This is a genomic window from Pseudomonas sp. FEN (genome assembly GCF_904067045.1).
Lineage (GTDB): Bacteria > Pseudomonadota > Gammaproteobacteria > Pseudomonadales > Pseudomonadaceae > Aquipseudomonas.
Genome location: NZ_CAJFDC010000016.1, coordinates 288071 through 312201, shown reverse-complemented (window position 1 = coordinate 312201; position 24131 = coordinate 288071). Strand labels below are relative to the sequence as shown.

Annotated in this window: 7 protein-coding genes; 3 read left to right on the top strand and 4 right to left on the bottom strand. The window is 65.2% G+C overall.

Translation table 11 applies throughout. From position 1 onward, the window contains the following. Window positions 1-2: 2 nt before the first annotated feature. Window positions 3-16142, bottom strand: coding sequence for a non-ribosomal peptide synthetase (locus tag PFEN_RS19935; RefSeq protein WP_191488523.1), 16140 nt, complete (start codon window positions 16140-16142; stop codon window positions 3-5). 248 nt (window positions 16143-16390) lie between these two features. Here PFEN_RS19935 and PFEN_RS19930 point away from each other — a divergent pair, with 248 nt between their 5' ends. From PFEN_RS19930 to PFEN_RS19920, 3 genes are all read left to right on the top strand, one after another. Then, a complete protein-coding gene (locus tag PFEN_RS19930) occupies window positions 16391-17395 on the top strand; it encodes a cupin-like domain-containing protein (RefSeq protein WP_191488522.1) in 1005 nt (334 codons plus the stop codon). Further along, window positions 17392-18759 carry an MFS transporter gene (locus PFEN_RS19925; RefSeq protein WP_191488521.1) on the top strand — a complete coding sequence of 456 codons (1368 nt, stop codon included), beginning with the start codon at window positions 17392-17394 and terminating at the stop codon, window positions 18757-18759. Before PFEN_RS19930 ends, PFEN_RS19925 begins: the two co-directional genes overlap by 4 nt. A 178-nt stretch (window positions 18760-18937) precedes the next feature. Next, complete coding sequence (locus tag PFEN_RS19920; RefSeq protein WP_191488520.1) at window positions 18938-19549, top strand: aspartyl/asparaginyl beta-hydroxylase domain-containing protein; 612 nt, start codon at window positions 18938-18940, stop codon at window positions 19547-19549. Between the two features lie 71 nt (window positions 19550-19620). Here the strand turns inward: PFEN_RS19920 and syrC are convergent, their stop codons facing one another. Genes syrC through PFEN_RS19905 form a run of 3 tightly spaced genes read right to left on the bottom strand, consistent with a single transcriptional unit; the run spans window position 19621 to window position 23905 of the window. After that, window positions 19621-20832 (bottom strand): syringomycin E biosynthesis aminoacyltransferase SyrC, encoded by a 1212-nt coding sequence (gene syrC / locus PFEN_RS19915; RefSeq protein ID WP_191488519.1) that lies wholly within the window; start codon window positions 20830-20832, stop codon window positions 19621-19623. Window positions 20833-20888: 56 nt separating this feature from the next. After that, on the bottom strand, window positions 20889-21824 hold the full coding sequence (gene syrB2, locus PFEN_RS19910; RefSeq protein WP_191488518.1) for a syringomycin E biosynthesis L-threonyl-[L-threonyl-carrier protein] 4-chlorinase SyrB2: 936 nt from the start codon (window positions 21822-21824) through the stop codon (window positions 20889-20891). Between the two features lie 17 nt (window positions 21825-21841). After that, window positions 21842-23905 carry an amino acid adenylation domain-containing protein gene (locus tag PFEN_RS19905; protein ID WP_191488517.1) on the bottom strand — a complete coding sequence of 688 codons (2064 nt, stop codon included), beginning with the start codon at window positions 23903-23905 and terminating at the stop codon, window positions 21842-21844. Between the last annotated feature and the right edge of the window lie 226 nt (window positions 23906-24131).

Here is a 24131-nt window from a genome sequence, read left to right as displayed (position 1 = left end):
TATCAAGCATCCTTGGAGACGATAGCGAGCAGTTCGCTTTCAGACAGCGAAGCCATTTCTTGTTGCAGGTCCAGCAGTTCGTCCGACTCGTACTGCGCCAGTTGCAGGGTGGTGACCAGGTCGGCCAGGGCCTGCAGCGACGGGTGTTCGAACAGGCCCCTCAGGGGCACTTCGACACCGAAGGTCTCGCGGGCCCGCAGGGTGACCTGCACCGCCAGCAGCGAATGCCCGCCGAGTTCGAAGAAGTCGTCATGCCGGCCGATGCGTTCCAGGCCCAGCAGGTCGGCCCAGATCGCCGCCAGCAGGGTTTCGGTCTCATCGTTCGGCGCTTCGTATTCGCGGTGGGCGAAGTCCTCGGCGGCCGGGGCCGGCAGGGCGCGACGGTCGAGCTTGCCGTTGGGGCTCAGCGGCAGTTGCTCGACCAGCACGAACGCCGACGGCAGCATGTAGTCCGGCAACCGCGAGCTGAGGTAAGGCCGCAATGTCTGGCTGGCATTGCGCCCGGCCAGATGCGGCTCGACGCTCAGGTAGGCCACCAGCCGCGTGCTGCCTGGAGCATCCTCGCGGGCAATCACCGCCGCCTCGCGCACACCCGGCAGGGTCAGCATCAGCGCTTCGATTTCACCGGGTTCGATACGGAAGCCGCGGATCTTCACCTGCTGGTCGTTGCGTCCGAGGAACTCGAGTACCCCGTCGGCGCGCATCCGCACCAGGTCGCCGGTGCGGTACATGCGTGCGTCGTCGCCGAGGCCGAACGGGTCGGCGAGGAAATGCTCGGCGTTCAATTGCGGTCGGTTCAGGTAGCCACGGGCAATCCCTTCACCACCGATGTACAACTCTCCCGAGACGCCCAGGGGCACGGGCTGGCGTTGCGGGTCGAGCAGGTACAGGCGGGTGTTGGGGATGGCTCGACCGATCGGCACCGTGCCTTGTTCATCGGCCGTGCAGCGGTGCACCGTGGCCCAGACCGTGGCCTCGGTGGGACCGTATTCGTTGTACAGGGTGATGGCCGGCTCGAAGTTGGCGCATTCCTGCACCAGCGATGGCGGACAGGCTTCACCGGCGACGATCATCTCGCGCAGGCTGGCGTGTCCCGGGCCGCTGGCCAGGCTGCCCAGTACCAGGCGGCCCAGGGATGGCACGCAGAGCAGGGTGGTAATCGCCTGGGCCGCGATGACACGGGCGACGGCTTCGGGGTCGCGGGCGGTCTCGGCATCCGCGATACACAAGGTGCCGCCGCTGAGCAGGGTGCCGAAGATCCCCGCCACCGAACTGTCGAAGGCAATCGACGACAGCAACAGGAAGCGTCGCTCCTCGTTCGCTGCGTACACCGCACGGCGAGCCAGGGTCGAAGCCACCAGGTTGCGGTGTTCGATCATCACGCCCTTCGGTTTGCCGGTGGAGCCGGAGGTGTAGATCACATAGGCCAGGTGCGCCGAGGTCAGGGCATCGCTGGCGAACCGGGGATTCTCCAGGTCGGTTGCCGGTGTCGGCGTATCGGCCTGTTCGAGTGCCAGGTAGCGGGTCGCGCCGCTCGGTTCGCCCACCGCCGCGCGTCCGAGCGGATCGGCCAGCAGCAAGCGCGGCTGGGCGTCCTCGACAATGGCCGCAAGGCGTTCGCCCGGGTAGGTCGGGTCCAGCGGTACGTAGGCGGCACCGGCCTTGAGGATGGCGAGGATGCCGACGATCATCGCCGCGCCGCGTTCGACGCAGATGGCGATCAGGTCACCCGGCCGGGTGCCGGCGTCGATCAGCCGTTGAGCCAGTTGGTTGGCCCGGGCGTTGAGCGTGGCATAGTCGAGGCTGCCCTGGGCGTCGACCAGGGCAATGGCCTCGGGCGTCCCGCGCGCCTGCTGTTCGAACAGTTGCTGGATGCAGACGTCCGTCGGGTAGTCCAGGCGGTTCTGGTTGAAGGTTTCCAGCACCAGGCTGCGTTCCGCGGGCGGCAGCACATCCAGTTGCGTGAGCGGGAGGTTCGGCGTGTCCATCAGCGCCTGGCTCAGTTGTTCCAGGGCGCGTTGCATCAGGGCGCAGAGGCGTCGCGGGGCCACCGGTTGGATGCTTTGCACCAACACACCAAAGTCATCGCCGTAATCGTTGACCGACAGGGTCAACGGGTAGTTGGTCCGTTCGGCGCTGTCGAGCATACGCATGCCCGGCCATTGCAACTGGCTGTCGTCACTCTGGTGGCGGTAGTTGAGCAGACTGGTGAACAGCGGCAGGGCCTTGGCCACGCCGCTGCAACGTTGGGCCAGGGCCAGGGACGCCTGCTCATGGGCCAGCAGTTCAGCGAGGTCGCGGTGGGTGGCCAGGAGCAGTTCATGGGCGCCTTGCGCGGCCAGTTGCACGCGTACCGGCAGGGTATTGATAAACACCCCGAGGGCCCGTTCGGCCCCCGCCGAACCCTGCAGGCGGCCAGCGACCACGGTGCCGAAGACCACGTCGTCGCGGTCGGTGCAACGGGCCAGGACCTGGGCCCAGGCGACATGGAACAGCACCGCCGGGGGCATCCCGCGTTCACGGGCCTGGGCCCGGATACGCCGGCTGAGCTCGTTGCTCAATCGCACCTCGGCCTCTTCGACGTGATTGCCGTCGCCCTGGACTTCCAGCAGGTCGAACGGCGCGGTGGGCGCCTCGACATCGGCCAGGCGGCGCCGGAAGTAGTCTTCATGGACTTCGGCCGGGGTGGCCTGGGTCTGGGCGATAAAGTCGCGATAGGGTTGCGGCGCCGGCAGGCTGTCGCCCTGGCCATGGAGGATCGCGTGGATTTCTTCCAGGACGATTTCCAGGGTCACATGGTCGCTGGCCATATGGTGATTGAGCAATGCCAGCAACCAGCGCTCGGAGTGCGGGTCACGGGCGATGCAGGCACGCATCAGCGGCGCCTGGCGCAGGTCCAGGCGCAATTGCCGTGGGTCGTTGAGGCTGCGCAACTGTTCCAGCGCGTCCTGGTCGCTGTCGAGGGTGACGCTGTGCACCGGCAGGCGTGCCTGGCGTTGCACCACTTGCACTGCCTGCGGCAGGCCATCCCAGTGCACGGCCGTGCGCAGGATGTCATGGCGTTCGATCACCTGCTGCAGGGCACTGATAAAGGCGTCCAGATTCGCGCGGTCGTCGAACTCGAGCAGCGAGCGCACCAGGTAGGCGTCGCCTTCATGGCCGAGCAGGTGATGGAAGAGAATGCCTTCCTGCAGCGGCGCCAGCGGATAAATATCCTGGATATTGGCGGCCCCACCGGGGACGGCGGCGACAATCCGTTCCAACTGCGCGGCGTTCAGGCTCATCAGCGTCAGCATGTCCGGGGTCAGTTGGGTGCAGTCGGCCGGGATACGGTTGGCCGGGGCCTGGAACCGCGCCGCACTGGTCTGGCCTACGGCCAGGGCCAACTCGCGCAGGCTCGGGGCACTGAACACCCGCCGGACATCGGCGTTCAGGCCTTGTTCGCGCAGGCGTTCGATCAGGCTGACCGCCATCAGCGAGTGACCGCCGAGTTCGAAGAAGCCGTCATGGCGACCGACGCGTTCCAGCCCGAGCAATTGCTGCCAGATCGCGGCGATGGCCTGTTCCACCGGGCCTTGAGGGGCCTCGTAGGCGCGGCTGGCATAGGCGTCCTGGCCCGGCTCCGGCAGGGCCCGACGGTCGAGCTTGCCGTTGGCGGTCAGAGGCAGGCTGTCCAGCACCACAAAGGCGCTCGGCACCATATGACTGGGCAGGTGGGTCAGCAGTTCGGCGCGCAACTGTTCGGCGCTGGCCGGTTCGCCACACAGGTAGGCAACCAGGCGCTTGCTGTCGGTTTGTCCGGTCTGCTGCTCGCGAGCGATTACCGCCGCCTCGCGAACCCCTGGCAGAGCGGCGAGGGCGGCCTCGATTTCCCCCAGTTCGACGCGCAGGCCACGGATCTTCACCTGATCGTCATTGCGCCCGAGGTATTCCAGAGTGCCGTCGGGCAGCCAGCGACCGATGTCGCCGGTCTTGTACAGGCGGGCGTTGGCCCGTGCGCGGAACGGGTCGGTAATAAAGCGCTCGGCACTCAGTTGCGGCAGATTGAGGTAGCCACGGGCGACGCCGACGCCGCCGATATGGATTTCGCCACGTACCCCGACGGGCAGCAACTGGCCGTGGCGGTCGAGCACATGCAATTGCATATTGCGGATGGGGCGGCCAATCGGGATCGGACGCTCCTGGTAGGTCGCCAGGTCCGTGTCCGCCGTGTGCCAGGCGACCACATCGCTGCACTCGGTGGGCCCGTAGCTGTTGATCACCGCCGGGCGTGGCTGGGCGAGTTTTTCCAGCATGGCGATCTGGATCGGCTCGCCTCCCAGGACCACGCGTTTCAGGCAGGCCAGGGCGTGCTCCGGGTCAGCGTCGACCAGGGCGTGGAAGGCACTCGGTGACAGGTTGAGGTGAGTGACGCCGGCCGCGGCGATCTGCGCGACGATGGCCGTGGGGTTGAACGGTTCTTCGGCCAGGTGCAGCGCCGCGCCGACCATCAGCGGTGCGAGGATGTTCTTCTGGGTCAGGTCGAAGTTGTAGGAGGAGGCCAGCAGCACCGCGTCCCCGGCATGCAGCGCGAGGTCGTCGAGGTACCAGTCGAGCAGATTGCGCAGGCCGCGATGTTCCACCATCACGCCCTTGGGCAAGCCGGTGGAGCCCGAGGTGTAGATCACATAGGCCAGGTGGTTGAAGTCCAGCGCGGGCACCTGCGGGTTGTGATCCGCCAGGTCGAGCAACGTCGGGTCGTTCAGTTCAAGGGTCGCCAGGCCCGCGGGCAGTGGCAGCTCGTCCAGCCCTTGCTGGAACACCAGGGCCCGTGGCGCGCTGTCGGCGAGCATATGGGCCAGGCGTTGCGCCGGGTATTGTGGATCCAGCGGCACGTAGGCGGCGCCGGCCTTGAGGATGCCGAGCAGGCCGATGACCATTTCCGGGCTGCGAGGGGCGCAGAGGCCGACGGTGTCGTCAGGCCGCACGCCGAGGGCGATCAGGCGATGGGCGATGCGGTTGGCCCGGGCATTGAGCGTGGCGTAATCGAGGGCCTGTCCGGCGCAGACCAGCGCCGTGGCGTGCGGGGTGAGCGCCGCCTGGGCCTCGAAGACCCGATGGGGCAAGCGCTGCGGCTGCTCGTCCAGGGGGGCTTGAGGCGGGTTGAAGGACGTCAGCAGTTGTTCGCGCTGCTCTGCATCGAGCCATGGCAGGCTGGCCAGCGCTTGCGTGGCGTCTTCGAGCAGGGCGCCGAGCAGGTGCAGCAGATGCCGGCTCCAGCGGGCGATGGTGCTGGCGTCGAACAGATCGGTGGCGTACTCGAACTGGCCACGGAGGGTTTCACCATCGTCGTTGAGCGACAGGCTCAGGTCGAACTGGGTGGTGCCGGTAGCCTGGGGCAGCGGGGTCAGTTCCAGGCCGGGCAGGGCCAGGGCCTGATCGCGTGGGGTATTGCCGAGTACCAGCATCGCTTGGAACAACGGGCTGTGGCCGAGGCTGCGCTCCGGTTGCAGGGTTTCGACCACTTGTTCGAACGGCAGGTCCTGGTGACTGTAGGCATCGAGGGTGATGGCCTTGATCCGTGCCAGCAACTGGTCGACGCGGTCATGGGCCTGGACATCGACGCGCAGGGCCAGGGTGTTGACGAAGAAGCCGATCAGCGCTTCGGTTTCCTGGCGCGGGCGGTTGGCCACCGGAGTACCGACCACCACTTCCGACTGGTTGCTCAGGCGCGACAGCAGGATCGACCAGGCGCCGAGCAGGGTCATGAATGGGGTCAGGCCTTGTTGCTGGCTGAACTGGCGTAGCTTGGCGCTCAGGTTCGCCGGCAGTTCCAGCGCCAGGGTCGCGCCGAGGTAGCTTTGCACCTGCGGCCGTGGATGGTCGCTGGGCAGCTCCAGCAGGCCCGGTGCACCGCCGAGGTGTTCGCGCCAGAAACGGGTCTGGGCTTGCAGACGTTCGCCTTGCAGGTGCTGTTGTTGCCAGGCCGCATAGTCGGCGTAGTGCAGGGCCAGGGGCGGTAGCGGATCGTCAAGACCCTGGCTGAAGGCGGCATACAGGCGGTTGAACTCGTCGATCAGCACGGCCACCGACCAGCCATCGGAGACGATATGGTGCTGGGTGACCAGCAGGATATGCTCGTCCTCGGCCAGTTGTAGCAGGCGTCCACGCACCAGCGGGCCCACGCTCAGGTCGAAAGGCGCGTGGGTCTCGGCCTGGCTCAGTTGCTCGACCTGCTGTTGCTGTGCCTCGCCAGCCAGGGCGCGCAGGTCGTGCTCGACCAGGGTAAAGCCGATATCGGTGGCGGCGATGCGTTGGCGGACTTCACCGTCAAGGCGTTCGAAGGTGGTACGCAGGCTTTCGTGACGCGCGACGATACGGTCGAGGGCGCGTTGCAGGGCGTTGCGGTCGAGCTGGCCGCGCAGGCGCAGGGCCGCGGGCATGTGGTAGGCGACGCTGGCGGCATGGTCCAGTTGATCGAGGAACCACAGGCGTTGCTGGGCCAGGGACAGTGGCAGGTCCTGGTCGCGGGATACCGCTGCAATCGGCTGGACCCGCGACTGGGCTGCCTGGTCCACGCACTCGGCCAGGCTCTGCAAGGAAGTCAGGCCGAACAGGCTGCGCAGGTCGATTTCGACGCCAAGGTCCTGGTGCAGGCGGGCTTGTAGTTGCACGGTGAGCAGCGAGTGGCCGCCGAGTTCGAGGAAACCGTCGTGCCGGCCAACCTGTTCCAGGCCGAGCAGGGTTTTCCAGATCTCGGCGATGGCCACTTCGGTATCGCCTTGCGGTGCCTCGTAGGCCTTGCTGGCCAGGGATCCCAGGCCAGGGGCGGGCAGGGCGCGGCGGTCGAGCTTGCCGTTGGCGGTCAGCGGCAGGGCGTCGAGGTGGACAAAGGCGCTGGGCACCATGTACTCGGGCAGGTGCTTGAGCAATTCGCCACGCAGCTGTTCGGCGGACGCCGGTTCGCCGCACAGGTACGCCACCAGCCGCTGGTCTTCCCGGGCGATAACCACGGCTTCGGTAATGCCGGCACTGTTCAGCAGTACATTTTCGATTTCACCCAGTTCAATCCGGAAACCACGGATCTTCACCTGGAAGTCGTTACGGCCCAGGTACTCGAGGGTGCCGTCGGCCAACCAGCGGCCGAGGTCGCCGGTTTTGTACAAACGGGCATTCGCGAAGTTGGAGAAACGGTCGACGATAAAACGTTCGGCACTCAGCTCAGCGCGATTGAGGTAACCACGGGCCACGCCGGCACCGCCGATATGGATTTCCCCGGCCACGCCCAGCGGCGCCGGTTCGCCACGGGCATCGAGGACATGCACCTGGACGTTGGCGATTGGCCGGCCGATGCTCGGTTTTTCACCGAGATCACGGATCAGGTCGAGGGTGGCGTCGACCGTGCATTCGGTCGGGCCGTACATGTTGTAGAAGCGGATGCTCGGGCAGTTGCGCAGCTTCTCCCAGGTGCTGGCATTGATCGCCTCGCCGCCCAGCAGCACGCTGATCGGCTGGTAGCTGCTGCGTTCCAGCAGGCCGGCGCAGAGCAGGGTATCGAGCTGCGACGGCGTGGAGTCGAAGGCATGGACCTGATGTTGTTCGAGGAAGTCGAGCAACTCGCCGCCGCTGGCACGGATCAGTTGCGGGATGATCACCAGCTTGTGCCCGGAAAACAGCTGTGAGATGCCCTTGATCGACATGTCGAAGAAGAACCCGGCGTTGAGGGCCACGGTGGCTGGTGTCGGGCAATGCTGGTGGGTGGTGCGGCTCAGCACGTTCCAGAAGTTGAACACCGAACGGTGTTCGACCATCACGCCCTTGGACTGGCCGGTGGAGCCGGAGGTGTAGATGACGTAGGCGAGGTTTTCCGGCGTCAGGCCCGGGACTGTCGGGTTGTTATCGAAGGCTTCATCGTCGGCGGCACGCAGCGACTCGGCGGTATCGAGCCGCAACAGCGGCGTATCACCCGCTGGCAGGGTGAGTGCCGCCTGAGTCAGCAAGGCACGTGGCTGGCTGTCTTGCAGCATGAAGGCCATACGCTCGGCCGGGTGAGCTGGGTCGATCGGCACATAGGCGGCACCGGCCTTGAGCACGCCGAGCAGCCCGACAATCATCTCCAGGCTGCGTTCGGCGCAGATGGCCACGCGCTCGTCCGGTTGCACGCCGAGGGCCAGCAGTTGCCGGGCCAGATGGTTGGCGCGACGGTTGAGCTGGCGATAGCTGAGTTGGCGGTCTTCGCAAACCAGGGCGATGGCCTCGGGATTGGCGCGAACCTGGGTTTCGAACAAGGCATGGATCGGCTCTGCCGGGGCGAACTCGGTGGCGGTGTTGTTGAAGTCCTTGAGCAGCAATTGCCGCTCGGCTTCGGGCAGCACTTCCAGGCTGCTGGCCAGGCGTGCCGGGTCTTGCTCAAGCGCATTGACCAACTCGGCAACGGCCTGGCCCAGATAGGCGGCGATACGCTGCGGATCGATGCCTTCGATGGCCTGGGCGGTCAGGGAAAAATCGACACCCTCATCGGCAACAGCCACTTCGATCGGGTAGTTGGTGCGCGCTTCGTTGCTCAGGAAGCGCACGCCGTCCCAGGCCAGTACCTGGTCCTGGTTGGCCAGGGAACCGCCATCGTTCGAATGACGGTAGTTGAACAGGCTGGTGAACAACGGCAGGCCCGCGGCCACGCCGCTGCAACGTTGGGCCAGGGCCAGGGAGGCCTGTTCGTGGACCAGCATTTCACTGAGATCGCGATAGGTTTCGTCGACCAGCGCGGCGACGCCGAACCGGGCCAGTTGCACCCGCACCGGCAAGGTATTGATAAACACCCCGAGGGCGCGATCCGCTCCGGCCGAGCCTTGCAGGCGGCCGGCGACCACGGTGCCGAACACCACATCGTCGCGCTCGGTGCAGCGCCCGAGCACCAGGGCCCAGGCTATATGGAACAACACCGCCGGCGTGACCCCGGCGGCCTGCGCGCGGGCGCGGACCTTGCGACTCAGGGCCGGATCGAGGCGCACGCTGGTTTCCGTGACCCGGGCTCCGTCGCCCTGGACATCCAGCACGCCAAAGGGCGCGGTAGGCTCATCGATGCTGGCCAGGCGGCGGCTGAAGTAGTCTTCGTGGACCTCGGCCGGCGTGGCGAGGATCTGCGCGACAAATTCGCGATAGGGTTGCGCGGCCGGCAGCTCGGCCGCCTGGCCCTGCATCAGGGCGCGGATTTCCTCGAGCACGATCCCCAGGGACACGTGGTCGCTGATCATATGGTGGTCGAGCAGCGCCAGCAGCCAGCGCTCGGAGTGCGGGTCGCGGGCGATGCAGGCACGCATCAGCGGGGCCTGTTGCAGGTCCAGGCGCAGGTGGCGTGGATCGCTCAGGCGCTCCAGCTGGCGACGTGGATCTTCATCCGGGCTCAGGGTAAGCGTCGCTACCGGCAGTTGCGCCCGGCGCTGGACCACCTGCACCGCTTGTGGCTGGCCGAGCCAATGCACCGCGCTGCGCAGGATGTCATGGCGGTCGATAACCGTTTGCAGGGCTTCGAGGAAGGCGTCGAGGCGCTGGCGCCCGTCGAATTCGATCAGCGAACGCACCAGGTAGGCGTCGCCTTCGTGACCCAGCAGGTGATGGAAGAGGATGCCTTGTTGCAGCGGCGCCAACGGGTAGATGTCCTGGATATTCGCGGCCCCGCCGGGCACGGCGCTGACGATCCGCTCCAGCTGCGCGGCGCTCAGTTCCACCAGCGGCAACATATCGGGCGTCAGTTCGTTGCAATCGAGCGGAATACGGTTGGCCGGGGCCTGGAACAGCGCCTGGCGGTCACGTCCGATGGCCTGGGCCATTTCCCGCACGCTGGGGGCGGTGAACACGCTGCGCACGCTGGCGTTCAGGCCGTGCTGGCGCAGGCGGTCGATCAGGCTGACGGCCAGCAGCGAGTGGCCGCCGAGTTCGAAGAAACGGTCGTGACGACCGACCTGCTCGATGCCCAGCAGATCTTGCCAGACAGCGGCGACAATCCGCTCGATCTCGCCGCGTGGTGCCTCATAGGCGCGGCTGGCAAAGGCGTCCTGGCCCGGTGCGGGCAGGGCCAGGCGGTCGAGCTTGCCATTGGGGGTCAAGGGCATGGCTTCCAGGTGGACATAGGCACTGGGCACCATGTAATCCGGCAGCGTCTCCAGCAACGCGGCACGCAATTGTTCGACCGGCACCGGCTCACCGCACAGGTAGGCGATCAGGCGCTTGCTGTCGGACTGACCGGGCTTGCTTTCCCGGGCCACCACCACGGCTTCGCGAACACCGGCACAAGCAGCGAGTACGGCTTCGATCTCGCCCAGCTCCACCCGGAAACCGCGAATCTTCACCTGGTCGTCATTGCGCCCCAGGTATTCCAGGGTGCCATCTGCACGCCAGCGCCCCAGATCGCCGGTTTTGTACAGGCGGGCGTCCGGGTCGGTGGTAAACGGGTCGGCAATAAAACGTTCGGCGCTCAGTTCGGCGCGATTGAGGTAGCCGCGGGCCACGCCAACGCCACCGATATGCAGCTCCCCGACCACGCCCAGCGGCGCCAGCTGGCCGGCGGCATCCAGTACATGCAGTTGAGTATTGCGCACCGGCGTGCCGATGGAGCGGAAATCCTCATTGTCGCGTTCCATCAGGCGGATCGAGGCGTTGACCGTGGCTTCGGTCGGACCGTAGGCGTTGAACAGCGCTGGGCGATGGCCCTCACGCTCGAACCACTGGGCCACGGCCTGCTTGCCCACCGCTTCGCCACCGATCATGAATTGACGCAGCGAGGTCGGCAGCGGTACATCGGCGTCGCGGCTCACCTGTTGCCAGAACACCGTCGGCAGGTTGGCCACGCTGATCGCGTACTGTTCGCAGAGGGCGGCAAAGGCGGCGGTGCCGGCGATCCAGGCATCGCTGCGCAGCACCAGGGTGGCACCGGAGAGCAACGCGCCGAAGATCTCTTCCACCGACATATCGAAGGTCATGGTGGCGAATTGCAGGACGCGGTCCCGCGGATTGAGGCCGTAGCGCTCTTGCAGGGCGCCGATCTGGTTGCACACCGAACGGTGTTCGAGCATCACGCCTTTGGGCTTGCCGGTGGAGCCGGAGGTGTACATCACATAGGCCAGGTGCCGTGAAGTCAGGCCGCTGACCCGTGGGTTGGCGTCGTTGCCCGGGCTGTCTTCCAGGCGCAGATGGGGAAGCGACAACTGCGGCAGTTGTTCGGCCAGGTCGCCCTGGCTCAGCAGGCCCCGTGGCGAACTGTCGTCGAGCATATGTTGCAGGCGGTCCTGCGGGTAGTTCGGGTCGAGCGGCACGTAGGCGCCACCGGCCTTGAGGATGGCGAGGATGCCGACGATCATTTCCGGGCCGCGCTCCACCAACAGCGCCACACGCTCGTCCGGGCGCAGGCCGGCGGCGATCAGGCGATGGGCGATACGGTTGGCCCGGGCGTTGAGTTCGGCATAGCTGAGGGCGATGCCTTCGGCCTGCACGGCAATGGCCTCGGGGCGTGCCTTGACCTGCTGCTCGAAAACTTCCTGCAACAGCAGGCTTTCAGGGAACGGCACCAGGGCCGGGTTGAAGTTGCCGAGCAGTTCGCGGCGTTGCTGGTTGTCCAGCAACGGCAGGCTGGCCAGCGCTTGCGTGGCGTCTTCGAGCAGGGCGTCGAGCAGGTGCAGCAGGTGACGGCTCCAACGAGCGATGGTGCTGGCGTCGAACAGATCGGTGGCGTACTCGAACTGGCCACGGATGCTTTCACCATCGTCGTTGAGCGACAGGCTCAGGTCGAACTGGGTGGTGCCGGTGACCTGGGGCAGCGGGGTCAGTTCCAGTCCGGGCAGGGCCAGGGCCTGGTCGCGTGGGGTATTGCCGAGTACCAGCATCGCCTGGAACAACGGGCTGTGGCCAAGGCTACGCTCCGGTTGCAGGGTTTCGACCACTTGTTCGAACGGCAGGTCCTGGTGACTGTAGGCATCGAGGGTGATGGCCTTGATCCGTGCCAGCAACTGGTCGACGCGGTCATGGGCCTGGACATCGACGCGCAGGGCCAGGGTGTTGACGAAGAAGCCGATCAGCGCTTCGGTTTCCTGGCGCGGGCGGTTGGCCACCGGAGTACCGACCACCACTTCCGACTGGTTGCTCAGGCGCGACAGCAGGATCGTCCAGGCGCCGAGCAGGGTCATGAATGGGGTCAGGCCCTGTTGCTGGCTGAACTGGCGTAGCTTGGCGCTCAGGTTCGCCGGCAGTTCCAGCGCCAGGGTCGCGCCGAGGTAGCTTTGCACCTGCGGCCGTGGATGGTCGCTGGGCAGTTCCAGCAGGCCCGGTGCACCGCTGAGGTGTTCGCGCCAGAAACGGGTCTGGGCTTGCAGACGTTCGCCTTGCAGGTGCTGTTGTTGCCAGGCCGCATAGTCGGCGTATTGCAGGGCCAGGGGCGGTAGCGGATCGTCAAGACCCTGGCTGAAGGCGGCATACAGGCGGTTGAACTCGTCGATCAGCACGGCCACCGACCAGCCATCGGAGACGATATGGTGCTGGGTGACCAGCAGGATATGCTCGTCCGCGGCCAGTTGCAGCAGTTGCCCGCGAATCAGCGGCCCCTGGCTCAGGTCGAAAGGCGCCAGGGCCTCGGTCCGGGTCAGTTGTTCGGCCGCCTGTTCACGGGCCTCGGCGGGCAGCTGGCGCAGGTCATGTTCGCCCAGGGCAAAGCCGCTATCGGTGGCGGCAAAGCGCTGACGGACTTCGCCTTCGTGGCGTTCGAAGGTGGTACGCAGGCTTTCGTGCCGCGCGACGATGCGGTCCAGGGCGCGTTGCAGGGCATTGCGGTCGAGTTGGCCGCGCAGGCGCAGGGCGGCCGGCATGTGGTAGGCGACGCTGGCGGCATGGTCCAACTGGTCGAGGAACCACAGGCGTTGCTGGGCCAGGGACAGCGGCAGATCCTGGTCGCGGGATACCGCTGCAATGGTCTGGACCGACGATTGCGCTGCCTGCTCCACGCACTCGGCCAGGGCTTGCAGGGACGTCAGGCCGAACAGGCTGCGCAGGTCGATTTCGACGCCAAGGTCCTGGTGCAGGCGGGCTTGCAGTTGCACGGTGAGCAGCGAGTGGCCGCCAAGTTCGAGGAAACCGTCGTGCCGGCCAACCTGTTCCAGGCCGAGCAGGGTTTTCCAGATCTCGGCGATGGCCACTTCGCTGTCGCCTTGCGGCGCCTCGTAGACCTTGCTGGCCAGGGATTCCAGGCCAGGGGCGGGCAGGGCGCGGCGGTCGAGCTTGCCGTTGGCGGTCAGCGGCAGGGCTTCCAGATGGACAAAGGCGCTGGGCACCATGTACTCGGGCAGGTGCTTGAGCAATTCGCCACGCAGCTGTTCGGCGGGCGCCGGTTCGCCGCACAGGTAGGCGACCAGGCGCTTGCTGTCTGCTTGGCTTGGGTCGTCCTCACGGGCAATGACCACCACTTCGCGAACACCCGCGCACAAGGCCAGGGCGGCCTCGACTTCGCCGATTTCGATGCGCAAGCCGCGGATCTTCACCTGGAAGTCATTACGGCCCAGGTATTCCAGGGCACCGTTGGCCAGCCAGCGGCCGAGATCGCCGGTCTTGTACAGGCGCGCTTGCGGGTCGCTGGAAAACGGGTCGGCGATAAAGCGTTCGGCGCTCAGTTGTGGCTGGTTCAGGTAACCCCGGGCCACGCCGATGCCGCCAATATGCAGTTCCCCGGCCACGCCCAGTGGTTGCACCTGGCCGAGAGCATCCAGCACATACATCCGGATATTGGCGATCGGCCGGCCGATCGGCACGCTTTCGCCCGGATCGCTTGGGCGGCACTGCCAGGCGGTGACGTCGATCGCCGCTTCGGTCGGGCCATACAGGTTATGCAGTTCGACCCCCGCCAGTTGCTGCTCGAAGCGCCGTTGCAGGCCACGGGGCAGGGCTTCGCCGCTGCACAGCACCCGACGCAGGTCGGGGAAGTCGCGGGCGGCGCGGTGTTCGAGGAACAGGTCGAGCATCGACGGCACGAAGTGCAGCAGGGTAATGCGGTTGTCGCGCATTGTCTGGGCCAGGTAGTCCGGTTCCTGGTGGCCACCCGGACGGGCCATGACCAGTTCGGCGCCGGCGAGTAGTGGCAGGAAGAATTCCCAGACCGAAACGTCGAAACCGAACGGGGTCTTTTGCAATATCCGATCATTGGCGTCGACGGCATATTCGTCGCGAGCCCAGAGCAGGCGGTTGACCACGCCGAGGTGTTCGTTCATCACCCCTTTCGGCGTGCCGGTGGAGCCCGAGGTATAGAGCACATAGGCCAGGTGGCTCGGCAGCAGGCCGAGGGCCCGGGAGTCCGGGTTGTGGCTGGGTTGCGCGGCCAGTTGCGCGCTGTCGGCGGTGTCGTCGAGGATCAGCACCGGCACCTTCGACGGCGGCAGGCTGTCGACCCACTCCTGGGTGGTGAGTAGCGCGCGTGGGGCGCTGTCGCCGAGCATATAGGCCTGGCGGGCGCTCGGCAGATCCGGGTCGATCGGCACATAGGCGCCGCCGGCCTTGAGAATCCCCAGCAGCGCCACGACCATTTCCGGGCCACGACGCAGGCTGACAGCGACGCGGCTATCCGGCGCCACACCCAGCTCGATCAGGCGATGGGCGAGCTGGTTGGCCTGGCGGTTGAGTTGCGCGTAGCTGAGCAACGGCCCGCCGTCGCCGCGCACGGCACAGGCGTCCGGACGCTGGGCGACCTGCTGTTCGATCAACTGGTGGATCAGCACATCGCGAGGATACTCGCGGGCGCTGGCGTTGAACTCGACCTGCAGGCGCTGGCGCTCGTCCTCGGCCATCAGCGGGAAGTGCGCCACCGGCGTGTCATATTGCTCCAGCACCGCTTCGAGCATCGCGAACAGGCGTTGCTGCAGGCGCTGGGCTTCTTCGAGGCTGTAGTAGGCGGTGTTGAAGTTGAAATCCAGGTGGACGTCTTCGAACGGGTGGTAATCGCGGACGAAGATCGCCATCGGCGTCTGTTCGTAGCCGTTGTCCATGGTGATTACCCGTGACGAGGTACCACCGAACTGATCGTCGCCGTCCAGGCTTTCGAACGACAGCGAAATATCGAACAGTTGCCGGCGCCCGGTCTGCGCCAGGCGCAGGGTGCGGTTGAGTTCGGCGATGGGGAAGCGCTGGTGGCGATAGCAGCGGCGCAGCTGTGCCCCGGCGGCGTTCATCAGGTCCAGCAGCGAGCCTCGCGGATCCACCGCCAGGCGAATCGGGCTGACCGAGGAAAACATCCCGGCGGTGGCCTTCTGGCGGGCGGTGGTGCGGTTGTGCACGGGCATGCCGATGACGATTTCATCGACCCCGACGGTGCGGCAGAAATAGGTGCCGACCACGCTGATCAGCACGTGGGCGACCGACAGGCCGCGCTCGCTGGCGAACTGCGTCAGGGCGTTGTAGAGCGCCCGTGGCAACATCGCCTGGACCTGCGCGCTGGGCGCCAGTTCGTTGGCCTTGCCGGCCTTGAAGTCGGCCCGGCGCTGCAGCAGCGACGGCGGCAACTGGGCGTAGGTCTCCTGCCAGAACTGGCGGTCGCGCTCATAGCGCGAGGACTGCAGGTAAGCCCGGTCTTCCTCGAGGAACGACAGGTAGGAATGACCTTCGGCGACCTCCTCGTTACCCGCCAGCAGACCGTTGTAGGCGGCGCCCACGGCGTGACCGATCAGGGCCACGCCGATACCGTCGGTGACCAGGTGATGGTAGCGGTTGAGCCAGTAATGGCGCTGCGGCCCGCAACGCACCAGGCGGGCTTCCCAGAGTTGTCCGGTCAGCGATTCAAAGGGTTGGCGAAAGGCCTCGCGCAGGTAGGCCATGGCCAGGCCGGCATCGTCGTCGGCCTCGGAAAACTCCACCACCTCCAGCTTGACCTTGACCGCGGGCAGGACCCGCTGGCGACCGATGCCGCCCTCGTGGCTGAAGCTCAGGCGCAGGGTGTCATTGCGGTTGGCGACCATCTCGATGGCCTTCTCGAACAATGGGATATTGATCTCGCCCTTGATCTCCAGGGACATGCCGATGTTGTAGTAGGGCAGGTCGGGGTGTGCGAGCTGATCGAGCCAGATGCCCTGCTGGACCGAGGCCAGTTCGTGGGACGCGCAGGCTTGCGCGGACAGCTTGTCGGTCGAGGAATCCATTTCGGCGCACCTGTTTGCAGAATTCAGTGGATTCGTCTCCGCTCAGGGGGCAGCGGTACGTAGGAGTCTGGACGACTGCCTGTAGGCGGGACGAAGGAGTAGCGTGGGAAAAAACTAGAGCATCCACTGGGCGATGTCTGTCATGGGAAGCAGGGACAACCCTGCGCGGCGGGCTATCGGCGCGTTTGGGAGGTCGCGCGCGAGTCTGTTATATCAACGGCCCTGAGTGTTCTTGCGAGGGTCGCACAATGTCATGGGTCGCCGAAGTGGATCGCCCTGAATCGAAGTTCTGGAGTCTGTCGCGTTTCCCCAATCATCCCCAGGCGGGATCGGTCGAGGTGATCGATGCGCTGACGATTACCCGGGAGCAATTCACCCGCCGCTACGTCAACCGCAATCGTCCGTGCCTGGTGAAAAATGCCGTGCGCCACTGGCCGGCGTTCGAGAAATGGCAGCGGCTGGACTACTTCAAGGCGCATTCGCGCAACAACCCGGTGGTGGTCCGTGCAAAGATTGTCTCGGAGGTCATCGGCTGGTCGAACCCCGAGGTCAAGGCGGCACTGACCGCGTATGCGAACACGGTCTACCGGGAGATGCCGTTTCACGAGTTTCTCGATAGCCTGAGTGAGGGCAGTGATCCGCTGGTGGCCGACAGTTGCCGTTTTTCCGAAGGGTCGGCCATCGAGCAGATGAAGGATGATGTCGGCGGACTGCCGTTCATGCCGCAATTGTCGAAGTCCCGGCACTACCCGACCCATCGCAGTTTTCTCTACCGCAACTCCTACACCGACTGGCATTTCCATGTCGTCGACGAGACCTTCATGGCCCAGGTGGTCGGGGCCAAGGAGGTGCTCCTGCTGCCGCCGGACGAGACCAGTTGGCGGGCGCTGCGACCGGTGATCGAGGAGGCGGGCTATCTGTATGACATCGATACCCGGCGCTTCCCTGGCGCTCGTGGTCTACAGGCGTTGCGCACGGTGGTGGAGCCGGGCGATGCGCTGTATATCCCGGTGTACTGGTGGCATGCGGTGCAGTCCATGGACGACGCGTTTGGCGCGACGGTTGCCGCGACCTTCCCGACCCCCTTGCATGTCAGTGGCGATATCCGTTCGCCGATTGCCCGGCGGGTGCTGCGCACCTATCTGTTTTCCCGCCTGGCGCCGCTGGTGCTGGGGGCCGTGGCCTACTCCCTGGCCTGGCGACTGGCGCAGCGGGTCAAGGGTGTGTTCACGCTTCGTGATGTGCGCCCATGAGCCGCGGGCGTCGTCAGCCAGCCTTTGACCTGGGGCGAAGTTTCTACTTCCTGTGGTGCGGTGAGTCCTTGGCGATCGTCGGCACGGCGCTGATGGAGTTCGCCCTCGGCGTCTGGGTCTATACCCACACCGGCTCGGCACTGGCCTTCGCCAACGTGGTGCTGGCGGCGACCTTGCCGGCGGTGGTGTTCCTGCCCCTGGCCGGGGGGCTGGCGGACCGGGTCAGTCACCGGCTGATCATTGTCTGTTGCGATGTGAGCCTGGCGCTGTTGCTGTTTGGGGTCATGGGCCTGCTCTGGTTCGACCGGCTGGAGCCGCTGCACCTGTATATCTTCAATTGCCTGGCCTCGATCGTCTCGGCGTTCCGCAAGCCAGCCTATCAGGCGGCGGTCAATTCGATTGTCGCCCCGGAGAAGTTCACCCGGGCCTCGGGCCTGATGGGCATCAGCAAGAACGCCTCGGCGCTGGTGGCGCCGTTGCTGGCCGGGGCGATCATGGCCCGCGCCGGCTTTGTGCCCATTCTGGCGGTGGACCTGATCACCTTCTGTTCGGGGACCTTGCTGGTGATCAAGGCGTTTTCCCACGTGCCGTGGGCGTCAGGAGCACCTGATGGGGTCGGCAAGGGCTCGGTGTTGCGCGGTTCGCTGAGCAATATCTCGGCCGCGCTGAAGTTCTTCGCCGCCAGCCATGTGATGGCCGGTTTGTTGTTCTACACCATGTTGCGCAACGCGCTGTTGTCATTGGCGACGCTGATGATGACACCGTTGCTGTTGTCCACCCTGGGCAGCCAGACCCTGGGCATGGCCTATACCTGGGCGGCCCTGGGCGGGCTGTCGGGTGCCGGGCTGCTGATTTCCATGGGCAATCCGCGGCGCCTGATGGTGTTGGTGGCGCTGGCCGATCTTATGTTGTCGATCTGCGTCGTTGCCATGGGGGTGGTCTCCCATGCCTTTGCCTATTGCGCTCTGGCTTTTGTCGCGATCACCGCGGCGAGTGTCGCCGATGCCAGCGTGAACTCGCTGTGGATGCGCAAGATCCCCAGCGGCAACCGCGCCAGTGTGTTTGCGCTGATCAGTATGTCGACCATTGCCACTACCAGCCTGGTGATCTTCGTCGCTGGCCTGCTGGTGGACCACTGGTTCCAGCCCGCATTGCTGCCCGGTGGCGCCTATGCCGAGTCGATCGGGCGCTGGCTCGGGGTGGGGGCGGGACGTGGCGTGGGCATGCTGTTCGTGGTGGCGGGGGCGTTCTTTGCGCTGTTGTCCCTGGCGGTCCTGCTCTACGGGCCGATGCGCCGCCTGGAGGGCGTGCCGGCGGCAGCGCCTCTGCGCGCGGGCGATACGCCCCAGGTCGACGCGCTGTGACAGCGGGTCGGGGCGGCCCTGTGCAACAGGTCGCCCCCACGGGTTGTACCGGATTCCCGTGACAGACAGGCCGGGTCTCGTGGGTCAACCTTTGCAAGCTCCCGCGCAAGCTCCCGGATTCGACAGGACTGCGCCCGCACCGCCATCCGAGCCGACAACAATCGATAAAGGAGGACCTATGCGTCCGTCGTTCTATGAACCCAGTCGCTTCCCCAAACTCAAGCATCTGGCCGATAACTGGGAAGTGATTCGTGAAGAGTTTCTCGCCCTCGATGCACCGACCCTGACCATCAACCGCGTGGGCAAGTCGATCACCGAGATCGTCGACGAAGTGGCCGCGCACATGGACGCTGGTGGCGAATATGGCTGGCTCTGGGGCTGGGGCGACGATATGGACGTCATGCCCGAGTGGACCCAGTACGGCCTGGTGGCCTACGACACGCCGATCCCCTATGCCCAGGCCGCCATGCCGGGGACCATCGAACTGTTGAAACAGATTCCCGGGATCAAACTGTGTGCCTTGCTGCGCATGGAGCCCAATGTGTTTCTCGGCACGCATTCCCATACGGGCACCTGGGAAGAGGGCCTGCTGCACATGCAGTTGACCATCGACGCACCCGTCACCCAGAACTATTCCTACCTGAACGTCAACGGCAGTTTCAACCAGAGTACCAATGGCAACCTGGTGATTTTCGACGGTTCCCTCGACCACTTCGCGGTCAATGCCTCGCGGGCATACCGCACTGTGCTCTACCTCGAATTCCATCGGGAAAAACACATGGTTGCCTGATATCCGGCGGAGCGGCCCGTGAGAGGGCCGCTCCTACAGAATCGGAGGCGTACCCCCTGTGGGCGGGGTTGTCAGGCGACAGCCGGCTGGAGGGTTTCTTCGAGGAAGCGAAAGGCGGTCTGCTTCGAGTACTGGGTGGAGGCGAAGAACGCCAGGTGGCTGCCGTCCTGTTCCACATGCAAGATGGCATCGTCGATCGACGCGGCGATATAGCGTGAGCCACCGATATGCGTGGTTTCATCGGCATCGCCGGCGACCACCAGGGTCGGCACCGCGATGCGGGCCAGCCGCGACGCCAGCTCGGTCTTGTTCAATGCGTTGTTCAGGCGTGCATAGCGATAGAACAGTTCCGGGTTGACGTAGGGGTAGAGCGCGACATGGGCAATCGGCTCTGGCGTGCTGGCCAGCGTCGCCTGGTCGAGGAACATCGCCTGCAGGTCGCTGGCCTCGTGGCGGTCATAGGCGGCGGCTTCCATCAGCCATTCGAAGTTCTGCTGATGGGTGGTGCGCAGGTTGTTGTCACCCAGATTGTAGTCGCCATGCCACAGACTCAGCGAGTTGACCCGGTCGCCGAGGGCGGCGGCGGCGCTGAGGGCGATCACCGCACCGCCACAGATACCCATCAGGTGCGCCGTCGACAGTTGGTAGTGATTCATTACACTGATCAGGTCGGCAACCTGGGCATCGGTGTCCACCGCGACCTGGTCGAAGGCCGCGCAGGAGCCGAACAGCCCGCGGGTCTCCCAGGTGACCACGAAGAAGCGCTCGCTGAGGGCGTTGAACCAGTCGCGACAAAGGTCAAAGGGCATGCCGCAGGGCAGGGCCAGGACAATTGCCTGACGTTCCCGGTCGGTGCTTGCATGCACCGACAGGGAGACGTTGTCGCGGGTGGTCAGGTGCAGTGTCTCAACCTCCGGCACCGCCCCACTGAACTCGAAGTGCTTGAGCAGTCGCCCGAACGCCTTGGTTGCTTCGGCACTGTCGAAGTGATCGTAGCGGTAATCGAGCGCCTGGCAGATTTTCCGGCTGATAAAGAATTCAAACGACGACAGTTGCGCCTCGCCGCCGTGCAGGTACTGCACGGTACGCACGCCGATCCGCGCAAAGGCGGCATTCACCGCCCGCTCCGTGGCCCTCACGCTGGGGGAGGCCTGCTCGGGGAGCAGGCCATTGTCCGCGGCGAGAAAACTCAGGCACATGGGGTCGGGCAGATGGATGGCAAGGTGCCTAAGCATCCTCACGGTCTCGCACAGGCGCATCGCGGCGTCGGTGGAAATAGTCATGGATTTCAACTCCTGTAGGCACGTTGCCAGGTCAACTGTCGCCTGGCGGATGCGGGTCAGACCGCTTCGAATTTCTTGCCGCGGGTGGTATGAGTGACGAGACGGTTGTATTCCGGTGTCTGGTTACCGATCACCTGCACCGCGCCGTATTTCTCCAGGCTGATGCGACCGCCGTACTCTTCGATATGCTCCGAGTCCGGGTAGATCTTCACGAACGATGGCACATAACGCGAGGCGAATCCCATGCGCATCTCCTCGGTTTCGCCGCTGTGCGGGTAGGAGGCGTGCATCAGGGTCGACCAGAAAATGATGAACTGGCCGGCCTTCATCTGCATTGGCACGGCTGACTCCTCGTCGGGCTTCCAGTCCTTGTCGATCTGCAACTGGCGATAGTCGTAGCCGAAGAAACCGCGGCGTACGCCATCCTTGACCACCGAGCTGTTGTTGGCTTCGGGGTCGTAGCTCATGCGCTTGGTTTCGTCGTAGTTCATGCTGTTCTGGGTGCCAGGAATGAACTGCAGGCAACCGTTGGAGATATTGGCATCGGTGAACGCGGTCCAGACGGTGATGGTGCCGCCAAAGTCCTCGTTTTCCGGCCAGAGGATCTGCGGCTTGCCGGAGGCGTTGGCAAAGGTGTCGGCCTGGTGCCAGTCGGTGCCTTCATCGCCGGGGTATTTGGGGAAGAACTCGGTGCGCCAGCACAGTACATCCGGGCCGAGGATGCTTTCGACGCGGTCGCAGATCTGCGCGCGGCAGATGTGGTTGGCGAGGAAGTCGTCATCCAGGTGGCGGTCGTAGTTGGCGATGTTGGTACCGGCGGAGATGGCGTCCAGGTCCTGGTAAGCCGCGGCGCTACGGTCGAGCAGGCGCAGGCGGGTACGTTTCCAGGCTTCTTTCATTTCTTCCGGCGAGTAGGCATCGAACGGGCCGATAAAACCATTCTTTTCAAACGAGGCTCGTTCTTCCGGGGTCAAGGCGAATTTTTTGCTCACGGGCTTTTCCTTTTCGGTCAATGGGCTTGAACAAGGGTGCGGGAGATGTAGCCGGCCAGGGCCTTGGCTGTTGCACCGTCCGCCAGGACAGCGGGATCGATGTTGATCCGGTAATGGTTTTTGAGCTTGCTCAGGGAGCGGATCAGGGCCAGGGAGGTGCCGCCGAAATCGAAGAAGTCATCGTTCAAGCCGATGTTCTTCAGGCCCAGGTCTTCACTCCATACCTTGAGCACGAACTGCTCCGGAGCAAGCGTGCGGGAGATGTAGTCGGCCAGGACCTTGGCGGTCGCGCCGTTCGCCAGGACACCCGGGTCGAGGTTGATCTGGTAGTGCGCCTTGAGCTTGCTCAGGGATCGGATCAGGGCCAGGGAGGTGCCGCCGAAATCGAAGAAGTCGTCATTCAGGCCGATGTTCTTCAGACCCAGGTCTTCGCTCCAGATCTTGAGGACGAACTGCTCCGGTTCGCTGAGACCCTGAGCGTTCATCGAGTGCGACGGGGTGATGCCGGCGGTGGGCGAGGGCAGCTGTTTCTTGTCGATCTTGCCGTGAGCGGTCACCGGTAGTTGTGTCAGCGCCAGATAGGCTGAGGGACGCATGTAGTCCGGCAGGCTGCCGGCCAGCAGGGCGGTAACTTCGGCGCGGGTCTGTTCGGTCCAGGCGTCGAGGCCCTGGGTCGGGACCACATAGGCCACCAGGCGCAGGTCGCCATCACCGTAGTCGTGCGCGCCGACATGGGCGGCGGCCACGCTCGGGCTGGTTTGCAGGCAGGCTTCGATTTCGCCCGGCTCAATGCGGAAACCGCGGATCTTCAGTTGTTCGTCGCAACGGCCGGCGTAGCGGTACTCACCGTCCTGGTCCAGGATCAGCAGGTCGCCGGTGCGGTAGGCACGGGTCGAGGTGCCGGGCAGTTGGATGAAGCGTTCGGCGTTGAGCGCGGCACGGTTCAGGTAACCCTGGGCCACGCCAGCCCCTTCGATGTACAACTCGCCGGCCGTGCCTTGCGGCACCGGCGCCTGGTTGGCATCGAGCAGGTGCAAGCACCAACCGTCCAGCGGTTTGCCGATGGAGACCATTGCGCGGCTTTCCAGGTCCTGGCCCAACACGCGCTTGAAGGTGCTGTGCACCGTCGCCTCGGTAATCCCGTACATGTTGATCAGCGCCGGCTTCTGGTCGCCATGGCGTTCGACCCAGGGGCGCAGCACGGTGGCTGGCAGCGCTTCGCCGCCGAAGACCACGTAGCGCAGGGCCAGGGGGCTATTGACACCGCGATCGGCCTCGTCGAGGCCACGGAAGGCCGACGGGGTCTGGCTGAGAACGGTCACCCGCTGCTGGGACAGCCATTGGCGCAGGGCGACGGGAGAGCGGGAGATATCATAAGGAACAATGGCCACTTGGCCGCCGTGGGCCAAGGCCCCCCAGATTTCCCAGACCGAGAAGTCGAAACCGATGGAGTGGAACATCGACCAGACGTCCTGGGCATTGAAGCCGTAGCTCCGTTGCGTGCTTTCCAGCAGGTGGCTGACGTTGCCGTGAGAAACCAGTACGCCCTTGGGTTCACCGGTGGAGCCGGAAGTGTAGATGACGTAGGCGGTGGACTGGTCCGGGTCGTGACGGTTGCCATCAACGCTCAGTTCCAGTTCCGGCGCGGATAGCAACTCATCGAGGGACAGCACGCGCAGCGAAGGGCTCTTCGGCAGGTTCGCGGCATCGCCGATCACCAGGCTCAGGCCGCTGTCGCGGATGATCTGTTCGACCCGCTTGCCCGGGTATTGCGGGTCGACCGGGACATAGGCGCCACCGGCCTTGAGGATGCCCAGCAGGCTGATGAGCAGATCGACGCTGCGCGGCAGGTACATGCCCACGCGCATGCCATGCTTGACGCCTTCATGGCACAGGCGCGCGGCCAGCTTCGACGACAGCGCGTCGAGCTGGGCATAGCTCAATGTCCGAGTAGCGTCGGACACTGCCGTTCGCTCTGGAAGTTCACGCGCCCGGGCACTGAATATCTCATGCAGGAAGGCCCCGGGCATGAGAGGGGCTGGCGCGGTGTTAACCGATTCGCCAGTGTTCTTGATCGGCATGACTAACGCTCCTGTGTAATAACCGGTGCGACCTGTTTTCGCCGTGGCGAAATGCGTTGCACTCGAGGCATCCCTGCGGCCTGGAGGATCCATTCGAAGAGCCGGCACGATCCGCAGTTGCCGCATTTCAGCACCGACCGCAGGCCTGCGTCTGTCGCGGGAAATGGGGACAAACCACGGCAGCGGCGATTGGCATGGATCAGCGCCGTGGGTGGTCGCTGTCCCG